15 protein-coding genes are annotated in these 15,183 nt (G+C 68.2%); 5 read left to right on the forward strand and 10 right to left on the reverse strand.

Features of this window, described 5'->3' with window-relative positions:
• Positions 1-44: 44 nt before the first annotated feature.
• From APZ21_RS28205 to APZ21_RS28215, 3 genes are all read right to left on the reverse strand, one after another.
• On the reverse strand, positions 45-1,658 hold the full coding sequence (locus APZ21_RS28205; protein WP_054816316.1) for a DUF4331 domain-containing protein: 1,614 nt from the start codon (positions 1,656-1,658) through the stop codon (positions 45-47).
• A gap of 239 nt (positions 1,659-1,897) precedes the next feature.
• The gene (locus APZ21_RS36085; RefSeq protein WP_082393520.1) at positions 1,898-2,398 is read right to left on the reverse strand and encodes a class I SAM-dependent methyltransferase; all 501 of its coding nucleotides are present in this window, start codon (positions 2,396-2,398) and stop codon (positions 1,898-1,900) included.
• A gap of 15 nt (positions 2,399-2,413) precedes the next feature.
• Positions 2,414-3,790, reverse strand: coding sequence for a metallophosphoesterase (locus APZ21_RS28215; RefSeq protein ID WP_054816318.1), 1,377 nt, complete (start codon positions 3,788-3,790; stop codon positions 2,414-2,416).
• A gap of 207 nt (positions 3,791-3,997) precedes the next feature.
• Between APZ21_RS28215 and APZ21_RS28220 the strand changes: the two genes are divergently transcribed.
• Complete coding sequence (locus APZ21_RS28220) at positions 3,998-4,450, forward strand: nuclear transport factor 2 family protein (RefSeq protein ID WP_054816319.1); 453 nt, start codon at positions 3,998-4,000, stop codon at positions 4,448-4,450.
• A gap of 209 nt (positions 4,451-4,659) precedes the next feature.
• Here the strand turns inward: APZ21_RS28220 and APZ21_RS28230 are convergent, their stop codons facing one another.
• From APZ21_RS28230 to APZ21_RS28250, 5 genes are all read right to left on the reverse strand, one after another.
• Positions 4,660-6,357 carry a serine/threonine-protein kinase gene (locus tag APZ21_RS28230; RefSeq protein ID WP_204249166.1) on the reverse strand — a complete coding sequence of 566 codons (1,698 nt, stop codon included), beginning with the start codon at positions 6,355-6,357 and terminating at the stop codon, positions 4,660-4,662.
• A gap of 120 nt (positions 6,358-6,477) precedes the next feature.
• Positions 6,478-7,371, reverse strand: coding sequence for a hypothetical protein (locus APZ21_RS28235; RefSeq protein WP_054816322.1), 894 nt, complete (start codon positions 7,369-7,371; stop codon positions 6,478-6,480).
• Complete coding sequence (locus APZ21_RS28240) at positions 7,368-7,991, reverse strand: hypothetical protein (protein WP_054816388.1); 624 nt, start codon at positions 7,989-7,991, stop codon at positions 7,368-7,370. The genes APZ21_RS28235 and APZ21_RS28240 overlap by 4 nt, the downstream gene beginning before the upstream one ends.
• A gap of 129 nt (positions 7,992-8,120) precedes the next feature.
• Positions 8,121-8,450 (reverse strand): MMPL family transporter, encoded by a 330-nt coding sequence (locus APZ21_RS28245; RefSeq protein WP_156371378.1) that lies wholly within the window; start codon positions 8,448-8,450, stop codon positions 8,121-8,123.
• Between the two features lie 87 nt (positions 8,451-8,537).
• Entirely contained in the window at positions 8,538-9,011 is a 474-nt protein-coding gene (locus tag APZ21_RS28250) for a MarR family winged helix-turn-helix transcriptional regulator (RefSeq protein WP_054816324.1), read from the reverse strand.
• Positions 9,012-9,086: 75 nt separating this feature from the next.
• Between APZ21_RS28250 and APZ21_RS28255 the strand changes: the two genes are divergently transcribed.
• On the forward strand, positions 9,087-10,556 hold the full coding sequence (locus APZ21_RS28255) for an MFS transporter (protein ID WP_082393521.1): 1,470 nt from the start codon (positions 9,087-9,089) through the stop codon (positions 10,554-10,556).
• A gap of 4 nt (positions 10,557-10,560) precedes the next feature.
• Here the strand turns inward: APZ21_RS28255 and APZ21_RS28260 are convergent, their stop codons facing one another.
• Positions 10,561-11,289 carry a helix-turn-helix domain-containing protein gene (locus APZ21_RS28260; RefSeq protein WP_054816325.1) on the reverse strand — a complete coding sequence of 243 codons (729 nt, stop codon included), beginning with the start codon at positions 11,287-11,289 and terminating at the stop codon, positions 10,561-10,563.
• A gap of 578 nt (positions 11,290-11,867) precedes the next feature.
• On the opposite strand from APZ21_RS28260, the gene APZ21_RS28265 reads away from it, so the two are divergent.
• The 3 genes from APZ21_RS28265 (at position 11,868) to APZ21_RS28275 (ending at position 14,773) form a co-directional block, all read left to right on the forward strand.
• Entirely contained in the window at positions 11,868-12,476 is a 609-nt protein-coding gene (locus APZ21_RS28265; RefSeq protein WP_054816390.1) for a CHAP domain-containing protein, read from the forward strand.
• A 255-nt stretch (positions 12,477-12,731) separates the two neighbouring features.
• Complete coding sequence (locus tag APZ21_RS28270) at positions 12,732-13,877, forward strand: hypothetical protein (RefSeq protein WP_239476853.1); 1,146 nt, start codon at positions 12,732-12,734, stop codon at positions 13,875-13,877.
• Positions 13,878-14,050: 173 nt separating this feature from the next.
• A complete protein-coding gene (locus APZ21_RS28275; protein WP_054816391.1) occupies positions 14,051-14,773 on the forward strand; it encodes a DUF1906 domain-containing protein in 723 nt (240 codons plus the stop codon).
• Between the two features lies 1 nt (position 14,774).
• On the opposite strand, the gene APZ21_RS28280 is transcribed toward APZ21_RS28275, so the two are convergent.
• Entirely contained in the window at positions 14,775-15,152 is a 378-nt protein-coding gene (locus APZ21_RS28280; RefSeq protein WP_054816327.1) for a hypothetical protein, read from the reverse strand.
• Positions 15,153-15,183 lie beyond the last annotated feature (31 nt).

Raw genomic sequence — 15,183 nt, forward strand, 5'->3', positions numbered from 1 at the left:
GATTCGCGCGGGCGGCCGACAGCTGCCGCCACCCGCGCGAAAGGTCAGTCTTCCGAGGATGATTCGGCGCGGCGGGAACGTCGGCGGATCAACAGCCAGGCGCCGCCCGCGACGAGCGCGCCCGTGCCGACCCCGGCGGCCACGAGCAGCGCGGCGGGCGTGGTGTCGGCGGTCTCGTCCAAGGGTGCCGCGGTAGCGGTGTTCGCGGGCGCACCGTTGGCAACGACGAGCCTGCCCTGCGCGGGCAGCGCGACGTAGGGGAACGACTTCGAGAACGCCGCGTCGTTGGCGTCGACCTTGTCACCCGCGGCCAGCGCGTCCACGAGTTTGCCGGTCTGCGCCGCACCCACCATCGCTTGCAGCGCGATATCGACAACGTCGTCGCCGAGCCGCCGACCGTTCGGGAACCCTTGCAGGTCACCGGCGAGAACGCCGAGACGATCCGGATTCGCGGTCACGGGTACGGACATGTTGAGCCGTAGCATCTCCGACGGCTGGAAGTTCGCCGCCTTGACGTCGGCATTGAGGATCTGCGAATTGAGATCGGCCTGGATGGGCGGTGCGCTGCCGTCCGGAATCGGCGCCTTCTCGGCGATTCCGGTGAGGAAGATCTCCACCAGATCGTTGCGCGGGGTGGCGGGGGCGGGCACCTTGTACAGCGACTCGATCAGTTTCGGCAGTTCCGGATCCGTGACTCGTCGCACCACTTCGGGAATCGTGGCGTCCTTGCTCGGCGACAGCGTGTTGAAGGCGTCTTTCAACCCGACCGGCACCACGACCTCGTTGACGAGCGGATTGCCCAGCCGCGAGACCTGCACGAAATCACCCGTCGCGGTCGCCGCGCCGGGTGTGAGTTGCATCGTGCGACGTTCGGTGTCGCTCCACACGCCGATCACCGGATTGCGCGCCGCGTCGTTGCGCAGTGCCAGATCACGCTTGGGGACTTGCAGCACAACGGTGTTCACGTTCATCCCGGCGAGGGTGTCGGTGCCGACCTCGGACAGGTTCGCCCCGTAGAGCAGGTCGAAGACACGCAGGTCGAGGAAGAACGGATCCTCCGCGGCGCCCACGTACGCCGATCCGCCGCCGGGCAGACTCGTCGTCGCTTGTTTGCGCAGTGCGCCGTAGTCGGGCATCGACGCCGCGCCGGTGTATGACGGGGCCGCTCGGCCGTGCGCGATCGGCCGCCAGTCGTCGACTCCCTGGCTGACCGACACCGTGTAGTTCTGCCGGAACAGTAGATTCTCGTCGTCGAGCGAGGTGACCGGTCCGTTGTTGTAGAGGAAGGTGCCGCCGCCGCGCCGGTCGTCCGTGGTGAAGGTGATGCGGTAACTGGTATCGGGTTTACCGTTGCCGTCGTTGTCGATATTGATGTCGTAGTTGGCGTCGGTGGCCCACGGGTAGAAATTGGGGCCGCCATTTGGTTCCTGAAGACCGAACCAGTTGGCGACGATGGTGACGGTGTCCTGATTATCGGGGCTGACGAAGGCGTAGACGTCGGTATTGTCCACCGCCGGATCGCCCGCGATGAGTGGCGCCTCGCGGTGGCTGGACGCATCGGCCGCTTGCGGTGCGATGGCGCCGACCGCGCCGAGTGCGACGGCGCTCACGAGAAGTCCGGCGCGGCGTCGCAGGCCGCGCCGAGGGTGACGGGACATGGGGATCCTTCGGGAAGATCGAGGGTCGCGCACACGGACGCGTTTGGTTGCGGTCTTCGAGAAGTGTTGGTGGGCAAGGCTATCGGCACGGGGCCTTCGAGCCTTCGATTGTGGTTATCGAGACCGTGTGACCAATGGTGGTCTACCGATGCGTTCGACACATCGGTCGATCGACCTATCCCGCGTCGTGGACGGTCCGGGAGCGTCGGGCTGGTTTCGTCACGAGCCCGTCGAACCGCTCAGGTGCGGGTGATCGTCGCGAACCAGGCGGATGCGCCGTTGTCGTGGAAACGGGTGTGGATGCGTTCGGATTCGACGCGCTCGATATGCCATCCGGTGTCCGGGCCGAATATCGAGGTGAGTTCGGTTCCGGAGAGGGGGTGGGGTCCTGTGTCGGGGCCTTCGTCGCTGAAGCAGAGGATGTGGAGGGCGCCACCGGACTGGAGTACGTCGGCGACGTTCGCCACGTATTCGCGGCGTTCGTCAGCGTCGAAGGTGTGCAGTAGTCCGCAGTCCAGGACCGTGTCGAAGGTGCGGCCGAGGCGGTCCAGGTGCAGGGCGTCCACCTCCGCGAATTCGATATCCAGGTTTCGGGCCGCGGCCTTGGCCCGGGCGCTCGCCAACGCGGTTCGCGCGACGTCGACGCCGAATACCGAAAGCCCCCGTTCGGCCAGGTACAGATCCTGGGGTGCGTGCGGTCGATGGGACCGCGGCCGTGGAAGCGAGGCGGATTCGGATATGCCGGGGCGGAGGAATCAGTTCAGGGCCGAGAAGTCGCGCAGCACAACGTGATTGCGGTCGGCGACGGTGCCGAAGGAATGGTCGGGATGCAGACCGAGGTACTGCCGTCGTGTGCGGGTGCTCCAGCGCCGCGCCGACTCCGAACGCGACTTGTAGAAGTTCACCGTGTAGCCGCCCTCGTACAGTCGCACCAGCATGTACCCGCCTGGATATTCCTTCGCGGCGGCGACTTCGAGGAATTCCACCTCGATACCGGAGTCCGGTCGGCTGCGCCGCGTCCGGTGGGTGTGGCCGCTGTGGTGCAGGAAGACGCCGGGCGCCTGCCGGTACAGGTCGTGCAGGGCATCGGCGCCTGCCCGGTCGAGGATGAATCCCGGACCGCCCGGATTGCTGATGGCGGCATGCCGGGTGACGGGGTGGTGTCCGTAGATCAGGGTCGGGCGGTCGGGCTCGGCGCGCAGTACATCGCCGAGCTGCCGCAATTGCGCCGGGTCCAGATCGCCGCGGGAGGTGCGCGGCACGGTGGTGTCGAGTCCGATGAGCCGCAGCCCGTCCACATGGTCGACGACGAGTTCCCGGCGGGGATGGAAATAGGCGCCCCAGTGGTCGTGGGGGCCGGTCCCGTTGTCGTGGTTGCCGCGGCAGACGAAATAGTCCTCGCCGAAGGTGCCCCAGGTGTCCAGACCCGCACGCACGCGACGGGATTCGTCGGCCGCGCCGGTGTGGGTGAGGTCGCCCGCGACCACGAGCGCGTCGGCCGCGCGATCCGGTGCGTGCGCGTCGTCGAGGATCGCCTCCAGCATGAACTCCGGGTACTGGCCGGAGTCCTCGCGCAGTCCCGACACCCGCGGGGGCACGAGCACGCCGTTGCCGCGCTCGCCGAAATGCAGGTCGTTGGTGAGGGCGATGGTGCGAAGCAGTTGGCCGGGCGGCCTGGTCAGGGTGGTGAAGACGCCGGTGGTCTCCGGCGCGTCGGGGCGGCGGGTGACCAGGGTGCGGGCGGGCAGCGCGCGACGGCCCGCCGAGTACGCCTCGAAGCGGTATTCGCGTCCGGGTTCGAGTCCGGTGATCTCGGCGTAGTGGTAAGCGGTCGGTTCGGGGTCGCGGTAGTGCGCGATACTCGGCCCGCGTCCGTCGGCGGCCGCGATCCTGACTTCGGTGTCGGCGGCCACCGGGTGCAGCAGACCGGAGTGGTCGCGGGTGCGGGTGGTCCAGGTCAGGATGACCGAATCGTGGGTGACGGTGACCACCTCGAGGTCCCAGGCCAGTACCGCGTGCCGCGCGGGTCTGGTCCCGACGGTGGTGATCGGTCGCTGCGCCCGGACCGCGACCGCCGCGGTCCCGACAACGACATTTGCCAGCCACAGTGTGCGAAGCCGAGGGTTAAGCATCCGTCCGCCCTTCGTCCCCGCTCACGGTAGGGGCGTCGGTTGAACGGTCCGAAACCCGCCGGTAACGGGGTGGCTGCCGTCGCGGGATCGTTCGGCGGCGCGGATGGCCCGCGCGAACTGTTCGGCAAACGGGCTCGGTAGGCCCGCCGCGGGCCCGGACCGTCGCTCGGGTGTGCGGGCGGGGCGGCCCGCGACCAAGATTGCCGTATGACCGCACATCTCGATCTGGCCGAGTTGATCATCGGCATGCACTGGGAACTCGCCGAATGGATGGGTTCGAATGCGCCGCCCAAGGTCTTCGACCGGTTCTCGACGCTGTTCCACGACGAGTTCACCGCCGTGACGATGGCCGGGCAGATCGTGGACCGCGACACCTTGCTGGCCGGTGTCTGGGCGGTGCGGAACAAGGTGCCCGGGTTGGAGATCGAGGTCTACGATGTCGAGGCGCTGATCGCCGACGGTGACCTGACGGTCGTGCGGTTCCGGGCGGAGAACCGGCTCGGCGCGGTGCGCCAGCCGCGTCTGGCGACCGCGACCGTGCTGGCCACCGAGAACGGCTATCTGCTGCGGACACTGCACGAGACGGCCGCCGCGCCGCCGGGCGCGCAGAATCCGACGATCGAACTCATCCGCGAGGGCTCGGCGACACTCGGGGAGTGAAAGTTCTTGCTCGGCAATAGGTTACGTCTCCAAGGCGATGCCGCTACGCGAGCCGCCGCCATGGCCGCGCTGCCTCGCCCTCGCCTGTCCGATACTGCGGCCGGTGCCCGGATGGGGCGTCGATCCGCGCTTCGATCCGACCGAGGCGATCGCCGAGACCGGTGCGCATCTGCCCGGTGATGACGAATACGATTCTGCCGCCGATGGATTCAGCGACCGCGCGGGTACATCGTGACGATCGAACCGTCAGGATTGGCGGCGAGATACGCGCCGCCGTAATCGTCGGTGAGGTACACCAGCAAGGTCGGCCGTCCGTCGTTGAAGGTCCACGCCGGATTGACGATCACATAGCGCAACGTCGGTTTGGGAACGCCCAATTTCTCGTTGGCCGTGGCGAAGAGGCCGGGCACGATATCCCAGTTGATCGAACTCAGCGTGATGGTCGCGGTATCGGTGAGCTCGCCGCCCGCGCCCTTGCGGGTGGCGGTGCCGTTGCGGTAGACGAACTCGTCGTAGAGCTTGGGCTGGTCGCGGACCGGGGCCTCGGCGTTGACGAAGGTCGGGTAGAACGTCGCCTCGGTGAAATCCTTTCCGCCGGAAGCCTTTTCCAGTGCGGTGACGGCGGCGCGCATGGCGGCCGGGGTCAGCAGGTCGGTGGAATCGTTGGGGGTGGTGGCGTCGGCGATGCGCACACCCGTGGCGGGAACGGTGCCGCTGGCCAGGATGGTGCCGGGAAGTGAACCTCCGCCGGGGCCGCTGTCCGTGCCGGTCGGCCGCAGGGCCACGACCGCGGCGGCCACGGCGGCGACGGTGACGAGAGCAGCGGCCGCCAGAGCGATCTTCGAGCCCGTCGAAGGTGAATTCCGGCCCGGATAGTTGGCGTGCTGAATCGGTTCCGGCGGATGCCCGGTCGAGTACGGCGTCGACGGACTTCCCGGGTACGGGGAAGTCGGTCCGCCCGGATACGGTGCGGCGGGCACACTCTGGTAGCCGGCGGGACCGTTCGGGAACGGTGTGGCCGGGCCACTCGCGGGCGAGCCCGCGAACGGCGCGGGCGGCGTGAAGGGGGCGGACGGCGCGGTGGCGCCTCCGGCGACCTGACCGAGCATGTGATCGACCTGCTCGACCGAGGGTCGCTGGTGCGGATCGGCCACCAGGATGGACTGGAGAACCGGTGTGAGGGGTCCGGCGCGATGGGGGACCGGGACGGTGCCCTGTAAGACGGCGGCCAGGGTCGCGACGGTGGTCTCGCGGCGCATGGGGTGATAGCCCTCGACCGCGACGAACATGAGCAGGCCAAGCGACCACAGGTCGGAGGCCGGATTGCCCTCCTGCCCGGACAGGCGCTCCGGGGCGACGTAATCCAGCGAGCCGACCAGGTTGCCGGTGCCGGTGAGTCCGGTGGCGTCGTTCAGCGCGGCGATGCCGAAATCGGTGACCACCGGCGACCCGTCCTCGCGCAGCAGCACATTCGCCGGCTTGATATCGCGATGCAGCACGCCGACCTGATGAGCCGCGCGCAGACCCGCCAGAATCCCGCGGCCGATCCGGGCCGCCTCTGCGGGCGGGATCGGTCCCTGCGCGAGATGATCCGACAGCGACCGGCCTCGCACCAGTTCCATGACGATCCACGGATGCGCGGGCGGCGGTGAATCCACGATGTGGTGAACGGCCACCACATTGGGATGGGTGATCCTGGCCAGCGCCCGTGCCTCGCGCAGCACTCGTTCGCGCTGCACGCCGGGTGCGCCGCCGGGACTGTCCGTATCGGCGGGCCGCACCTCCTTCAGCGCCACCTCGCGGTGCAAGGCCACGTCATAGGCCCGCCACACCGTACCCATCCCGCCGCTGCCGAGCGGTTCGAGCAACTCGAAACGCCCGTCGACCACTGTCCGCTCGGAAACCACCGCGCAAGCCTATGTGCCGGTGCCCACCCGCGCGAGGGCGCGGGTCCACGAACGCGTCGAACCGCACATCCGCCGCCGGACCGGGGCGGATATGCGGTTCGTGGCGGCAGGGCGATCCGCTCAGCCGGTCGGTGAAAGCAGCTGATCGAACAAGGCGCGATAGCGCCGCAACGCCTGGCGCAGTTCCTCGGTGTCAGTCCTATCCGACCATCCGGCGGCCAGTGCGTCCCTGCGTTCGGCGTACGCGGCGGTGAGCTGGTGGATCAACTCCGCGACCAGGTCGTCGGCCCGCGCCACCGCATCGCGCGGTGTGTCCACGAACGTCCCTTGGAGCTCACGCCACCGGGTGCGCAACAATTCCACTGTCGGCTCGTCGAACAGCGGTGCGGTCGCCACCTTCTCGACCGGCTCCCGCAGCATCGGAATCAACTCGGTGTGCGGACCGGGTCCTTCCGCCGCGCCGGAGTCGGTGGCCGAGTCCCGCGCCTTCCCGTCCGCCTGTCCCGGTTCCGAAGGCGGCCCGTCGTCGCCGCGCGCCGCGGCTTTCGGAGAGGCACCCGCCGCACCGGCCGCCCACAGATCGCGCGACGTCACGGCCCCGCCTGCCGCGCCATTGTCCGAATCTTCGCGCTTCACGGTTTCGGCGGAGCTCGACGTCTGCTTGCTCGTCGCCTCCCCGGCGGCGTGCGGTTTCTCCTCACGGGCGGCGTGCAATTTCTCCGTGTCGGCGGCGTGCGGTTTCGCTGTGCCGTCCGACCCGGCGGTGTGGTCGGAACGATCGACACCGCCTGCAACCGCTGTGGGGGCGATTCTTTCGGTGGCCTCCGCGGCCTGTGTCCCGCTCGCGCGTCGAGTCGGCTCGCCGTCGGTCGAGGCGGTGGAGGTGGCGGAAGAGGGTGCGGTCACCGAATCGGAGCCGGCGACGAAAGCTCGGGTGCCATCGGGAGCGGACGGTGGATTCGCATCCGTGGTGTCGGGTCGGTGTGTGCGGTCGCGTTCGGATTCGGTGCTCATATCGTCGCGTCCTTCTTCGCCGGGTCGGTCTGTTGTTCGCTGCTATTGTGTTGCGCCGCAACTTCGGTCGTGGATTCGGCGGACTTGCCGCCGCCTTTCATGAGGTCGAGGAACAGGGTTCGGTAGTGGACCAAGGCGGCGCGCAGATCCTCGGTGCTCGCCCTGCCTTCGGATTGGGCCACGGCGACGGCGTGGGCGTCACGATAATGGCCGAGGGTGGCGGCGTGCTCGACGGACAGGTCGGCGAGCTGTTGATCGTAACTGCCTGTGGGGTAGCCGCGTTCGGCCATGAGGGCGGTGAGCAGACGGTCGGCCGCGGTCACCGAGTCGGCGGGCTGGTCGACGAACCGTTCCTGCACGGTCGACCAGGTACGGGTGAAGTATTCGCGGCGGTCGGCGGGTAGTTCACGCAATTCGAGCTCGGCGTGCCTGCGTTCGCGTTCGGCCATTTCGCGTTCGGCGGCACGGCGATCGGGCGCCTCGGCCACGATGCGTTCGTATTCTGGGCCGAATGTCGAGCGTAGGCGGCGGCTGCGTACCGCGGGCCACAGCAACATTGCCGCGCCCGCGAGTACGACCAGGACCACGACGATCACGAGGATCAAGATTCCGGACGACACGGGGTTCTCCTTCGACGAGCCTTCTGTCCGGTGATGCCTCGAAATCCGGCTCTCAAACGGGCCGATCGCCGCGAAGTCCCCGTTCATGATCGAATTCCGCCCATGCCGAGCGGAATTCATCCGGGTGGATCAGCGCCGGGCGTTCGACCAGTACTTTCGGGCCCGCTTGCGCAGCGCCGGACTGACCGCCAGCGCGGGTGTCAGCAGCGCGAAGACCAAAAGTGTGCCGATCAGTAGCGCGATGGCGAACAATTCACCGACGGCCTGGTAGGCGGCGGGCAGTGCGAAGGCGAGGGCGAGCGCGGTCATCGCGACCGCCGCGAGGTAGTGCCCGGACAGGGCCACGGTGGCGGCGACGGTGCCGAGTGCCGCCGCGATGACGAGTCCCAGTGCGCCCACCAGGTAGTTGTCCAAGGAGAGCCAGGTCGCGCGCGAGGTGCTTCGATGGCGGTGTCCCACGGGTGCGCAGCCTAGCCGCCGCGTGGTGGGCGACGCGGCGGTTCCTCGGGGAGCGGGCGATTTGCCGGAAGATCGCGCCGGGGGCGATCAGGACGGCCGCGGCCAGCGATTGTCCTCGAGTTGTTCGATGGATTCGTTGAATCGGGCGATCATCGTTCCCAATCGGTCGATATCCTCGGCCGACCAGTGCGCGACCACCGCGCCGATGCCGTCCTGACTTCGGGCTCGATCCTCGGCCAGCAGCGCCAGACCCTTTTCGCCCGCCCGGATCTTGCGTGCGATACCGCCCTCGGGATCGGGCACCCGTTCGACCAGGTCCTGTTTGAGCATGGCCCCGATCTGCCGGTTGATCGTGGAGATGTCGACTTGGAGGGCCACGGACAGTTCGCGCAGGCTCAGCGGGGAATCCAGCTCCAGCCTGGTCAGGATGACGTAGGCGGAGCGGTCGAGCTGGAATCCGGGGCGGCGCAGCATGGAGGCCGGATAGTGCCGGGACAGCAGCGTCAGCTCGAAGACGAGCCGCCGCAGCGCCGCCGGGTCGGCGGGGGTCTGATCCGACATGGCACACACTATGTCGTTCGCCACACGCCGAGAGCAAATTGTGCACCATACACAACATGTGTACCGTACACATTCATGTCCCTGACTGCCGACGCGGCCGCGGCCGTCTCGAAGACCGGTAAACGGCGACCGCCCGCGCCCGCCGTGCTCATCGGCACTCTCGGCATGGTGGGCATCGTCGTATCGCTCATGCAGACACTGGTCATCCCGATCATTCCGCTACTGCCGACACTGCTCGACACCTCCGCGTCCGACGCCTCCTGGGTGATCACCTCGACCCTGCTCGCGGGCGCGGTCGCCACCCCGATCAGCGGTCGCCTCGGCGACATGTTCGGCAAGCGCCGCATCCTGTTCGTCACTCTGCTGCTGCTCATCACGGGTTCGGTCATCTGCGCGAGCTTCTCCGCGCTGATCCCCGAGATCGTCGGCCGCTCGCTGCAAGGCGCGGCCGTGGGCGCGATCCCATTGGGCATCAGCATCATGCGCGACGAACTGCCCCCCGAACGCGTCGGCTCGGCCATGGCCATCATGAGCGCCACCCTCGGCGTCGGCGGCGCCATCGGCCTGCCCACCGCGGCGCTCATCGCGCAGAACGCCGACTGGCACACGCTGTTCTGGACCGCCGCGGGCATGGGCGTGCTGTGCGCGATCGCGGTCTTCGTCTTCGTCCCCGAATCGCCGGTGCGCACCCCCGCGCGCTTCGACTTCGGCGGCGCCGTCGGACTGTCGATCGCCCTGCTCGCGCTGTTGGTCGCCATCACCAAGGGAGCCGACTGGGGCTGGACCGGCCCCACGATCCTGATGCTGTTCGCGGTCTCGGCGGTGGTCCTGCTCGTCTGGGGCTGGTTCGAACTCCGGCGGAAATCCCCGCTGGTCGATATCCGTGTCTCGGCGCGGCCACGGGTGCTGCTCACCAATCTCGCCTCCATTGCGGTCGGCTTCGCGCTCTACGGCATGTCGCTGAGCTTCCCGCAACTGCTCATGGCGCCCGAGGGCACCGGCCACGGCTTCGGGCTCTCGATGGTCGAGGCGGGCCTCGTGCTCGCACCGACCGGCATCGTCATGATGCTGCTTTCGCCGGTGTCGGCACGTCTGTCGGCCGCGCGGGGCCCCAAGGTCACGCTCATGGTCGGATCGGCGGTCATCGCGATCGGCTACCTCAGCGCGGTGGTGCTGATGAGCAGCGTGTGGGAGATCCTGGTGGCCGCGCTGGTCGTCGCGGGCGGCGTCGGGCTCGCCTACGCGGCTATGCCCGCGCTCATCATGGGCGCGGTCCCGATCACCGAGACCGCCGCCGCCAATGGCCTGAACTCGCTCATGCGCTCGATCGGCACCTCGACCTCCGCGGCCGTCATGAGCGTGGTGCTGGCCCACATGACCATCACTTACGGCGGTCGCGCGCTGCCCTCCCGCGACGGGTTCCACACCACGTTCTTCATCGCGATGGCGGCGGCCGTGCTGGCGATCGTGCTCACCGCTCTCATCCCGATGGGCCGCGAGGTGGTTGCCGCGCCCGCGGTGCGCGAGGCCGACAGCGCGGGCTGATCGGCTAGGCGGCCGGCACCAGCGAATACATCCACCAGTGGCGACGCGGGAAATCGAATTTGAGATTCCCCGCGTACATTTCCCGATCCTCGCCGGTATCGGGATCGCGCACGGTGACGGTGGGCCGCGGGATATCGTGCGGCGCCACCTCGGTGCTCCATAGTTCGGCCCACTCCGGCGCCCGCTCGCAGGCGCGCACGATCGCGGCGATGCGTTCCGGCGGCACGAGTCCCGGGCCCATGATGCGAAACGCGTAGACCATCAAATGGGTCTGCCTGCGCCATTGCGGCAGCAGCCGCTTGGCGGCCGGGTGCAACATCATCCATTCGATGATGTTGGTCCCCGGATCACAGCCCGGAAACCAATGTGTCCATGCCGCGTTGACGGCCAGCACATCGAAATCCGGCTGGGACTGGAAGCAGGCCGGATGCGGAATGCTGTGCAGCAGAGCCAGATCCGCGGGCAGCACGGTCCTCGACTCGGCGCTCTGCGCCGGGTCGAGGCGGCTCGGCAGGGTCAGGCCGATGATGTGGTCGCGCAGCGTCGGCGGCACCTCGAGCGCGTCGAACAGCGTCGCCAGCGCGTCCAGGGTCGGTGTGCGCGTACCTTGTTCGATCTTCTGGATCAAACCAGGCGAGATATCGGCCGCCTTGGCCAGCGCGGTCCGGGTCATGCCGCCCGCCTCGCGGCGCTCCCTCAGGTAGCGGGCGATGGTGCGATGGGGGTCGGCCATCGTGCGGTCACCTACCTTCCGGCGGTGTCGAAGTGGGACAAATTGGGACAGCGAACATGTTTGACCATGCCTGTTGCGCTACGCAAAACTCGATTCCGGCCGTTCGGTTCGCCGGAGGCCAACGGGAAACAGGCGCGGTCGTCGCCGCGGCGCCGAATCGGGAAGGGGCGATTCGAGCGGCCGGAGCGACCGCGTCTCGCCGCGCCGGGGGCGGCGGGACGATCGCCCGTTCGACGGTCGGACACCAGGCATGCACGGTCGGTGTTCGGTGGAGGGGACGGCACGGCCGAATTCGCTTCGCGCGGAGAACGATACGTGCCGGCAACACCGTCGGACGGTCGGTTCCGCCGTAACCGCGCCCGTGTCACGGCGCCGCGACCGATTCGGTAGGGCGGCGCGCCGGTGCGACCGCGCGCGTGGATCGCCGCCACCACGCCGACGGTGATCCGCTCGATGACGGTCTGCGCGGTATGCCGTGCCGGTGGGGGCTCCACCTCGGACCGGCCGGGATCGACGCGACCTATAGTGGGGACACCGCGTCGAACGTCGACGGCGGTACCGGGGAGGAATCGGGGGATATGGCGGAGCGTGGCGCGGTGCGATCGCGCGTGTGGATCGTGTGGGCGGTTGTCGTCGCCCTGGTCGGCGCGGGCGCGGGCGCGGTCGCGGGTGACCGGTGGTGGCGGGAGCATTCGACGCAGGCCGCGATAGCGGGGGAGGCGCTGACCGTGTTCCCCCGCCTCGACCGGTCGGACCTGAGTCCCGTCCGTAAGTCGCTGGTGGATGTGCTGGAACGCGAATTCGCGCATCCTCGGAGCGGGCCCGATTACGCCGAGGGCGCACGTGAGCCGTGGTGCGCGGATTTCGTCAGTTGGGTCATGCGTGAGGCGGGCGTCCCGCTGGCGAACCCCAATTCGGGCTCGTGGCGGATACCGGGGGTGTACACCTTGCAGGAGTACTACCGGGGCGTCGGGCGTTTCGTCCCCATAGATGCCGACTACCTGCCGAGCACCGGAGACGTGCTGCTCTACGACGCTCCCGGGCCGTTCGGCCAGCACACCAATCTCGTGCTGACCGCGGCGAACGGCACGGTCACGACGATCGGCGGCAACGAGAACGGCACGGTGCGCATCCACCGATTCCGTCTGTCCGAGGTGCCCGGCGCCGTGGGCTTCGGCAGGCTGTGAGGTTAAGATTGTGAGAATCATTGCCGCTCAGCCGAAATGGTGAGACCGTACCGGTTCTGAGAGTTCGGCTCGAAGACTTACCATTGAGTAGACAGCGCCCGGCAGCGCTGTCGCCCGAGCCCTGTCCTGCTACCCCCTCATCAGCAGGACAGGGCTCCCCCCGCGCACCCGAGCGAGCCGAGCACTCCCGATATTCGCGTACCGTGTCCGATGTCCTGTCCACAGCTGAGGGGTCCGGAACATCCGATGGAGCCGATGACGCAGGCGACCGACGAGACCGGCGGTGATCCGGTCTGGATCGATTACGCCGAATTCGGCGAACGCTTCGTCACCCGCGCGGTGACCGAACAGCGGATCGTGGCCGCGGTCGCCGGTATCGCGGGTCAGGGGGTGACCATCGGCCCGTTCTCCATCGGACCCGCGGGACTCGCCGGATTCGTCGCCGAGGGCAAGATGGGCGAGCCCGCCATCTCACGGCACCCCACCCACGTCATCTTCGAGCTCACGGTACCCATCTCCCTGACCATGAAGGTGCTGCTCGGCGGACGCCGACTGCGCGTGTCCGCGGTCGTGCACATCGATCTCACTCTGCACGCCCGCACCGCCGACCCACTGCTGATCGTCATCGACATCGCGTCGGTGCGGCCGAACGACGTGAGTCTGGTGCTGCGGGCGCAGGCCGTGGACTCCGCCTGGGAGTGGCTGCTCGACCCCATCGCGGGCATGGTGCAGCGCGAGGTCGCCAATCGGGTGAACGGCATCCTCGCCGAACCACAGGCCCGGCGCGGCCGCGTCTTCGACGTGCAGGCCATCATCGACGGCGCCCGATCACCGCATCGGGAACGTCTCGACTTCGACTGGATCGATTACGGCGAATTCGGCCACCGCTTCTTCGAACGCATCGTGACCCGTGAGCGGGTGAGCGAGGTGGCCGAGCGCATGGCCGGACGCGGTATCGAGATCGGGCCGCTGCGAGCCGGTCCGGGGAAGAAGGCGACGCTCACCGTGCAAGGGGCGATTCGGCTGCCGCGTGTGCACGAGCGCGCGGTGTCGGATTCCCCGCGGACGCCGGTATCCTTCGATCTGATCGTGCCGGTGCGCTTGGACATCACCGTCGATGTGCTGAAGTCCAATCACTACCGCGCCGACGTGGAGATTCCGCTGGTTCTGACCGTGCGGGCGGCCGATCCGCTGCTCGTGGTGATCGACGTGCCGCCGCCGCGAGCCGAGGACATCCGATTGGAGTTCACCGCCCACGGTCTGCGAGCCGCCACCCTCGGGGCGCTGGCCAAGATGCGCAAACAGATCGTCGCGCAGGTCGTCAAGGTCGTGCGTGACCAACTCGATGACGCCTCCGAGCGCGTCATCGACGTCGCGGCGCACTTGGACAAACTCGGCTGAGGGTTACCACTGTGGCGAGTGTGGTGAATGGGTCCGATGGGTCTAGCGGTTCCCATGTGAATGTGGTGAAATGAGACCACGTTCGAGGCTCCCGGCGCGCGAATGGATTTGGGGAAGGTGCGCCGGGCACGCTGTCGCTTTCCATTACGGGGGGCCGCGTGAAGGAGTCCGCGATGCGTTTCACTCCGCTATCCAGACGTGAACTACTCGCCCTCACCGCGGCGGCCGCCGTCACCGGCGCGACCGCCTCCGCGATATCCCCCGCCGGTGCCGCCGCCACCGCGCATCTCGGCACCCTGCTCGACTACGCGGGCGGCGTGCCTGCGGCGCTGGCCATTCGGGACGCAGGCCATATCGGCGTCATCCGCTACGTCTCCGACCGCAGACCCGGCGCGGAGTGGATGGAGGGCAAACCCCTGCTCGCCGATGAGGTCGACGCGCTGCACGAAGCCGGACTGACCATCGTGTCGAACTACCAATACGGCAAGGGCGCCACCGCGGACTGGCGCGGCGGACTCGAAGCGGGCAAGCGGCACGCCCGGCGCGGACTGGAATTGCACCGCGCGGCGGGCGGCCCCGACACCGTGCCCATCTACGCATCCATCGATGACAATCCGGGACCGATCGATTTCGCGACCATGATCGCGCCCTATCTCGCGGGCTGGCAGTCGGTGCTCGGCAAGCAACGAGTCGGCATATACGCGAACGCACCGACCATAGAACTGGCCAGGATCGCGGGCCTGGCTTCCTGGTTCTGGCAGCACAACTGGGGATCGCCGAAGGGCTATATCCATCCCGCGGCGCATCTGCACCAGTTCGAGATCGACAAGCGCGCGGTCGACGGTGTCGGCGTCGACCTCAACGCGGTACTGCGGCCGGAATACGGGCAGTGGTGAGCTACGTCTGGCAGTGACACGCCGGATCGGCGCGCAGATCGGGTTCGTCGTCCGGTACCACTCGAAGAGCAGGCCGTGAATCCGGGCACTCGTGATCGCCGTGCCAGGCCAACAGCGACCAGCGCGACAGGCCGGAGAAGGCGGAGCCCAGACTGGCGAAGGAGCCGGAGGAGAACACCGAGGCGAACGATCCGACCGAGCCCACCGACAGCACCGAGCCGACGCTGCCGATGGACAGGATCGAATACGCCGAGCCGATCGACAGGATCGAGCCCTCCGAACGGAAGCTCAGGATCGACCGGCGTGATCGCCTGCTGCGGATCACATGACCGCTCGGAATCGGGGGGACAGGTCGTGCGGGTGCCTCGACAGTCGCCATATCTTCGGTCTACCACAGACACGCGCGAGTC

This window comes from Nocardia arizonensis (assembly GCF_001310275.1).
GTDB lineage: Bacteria > Actinomycetota > Actinomycetes > Mycobacteriales > Mycobacteriaceae > Nocardia > Nocardia arizonensis.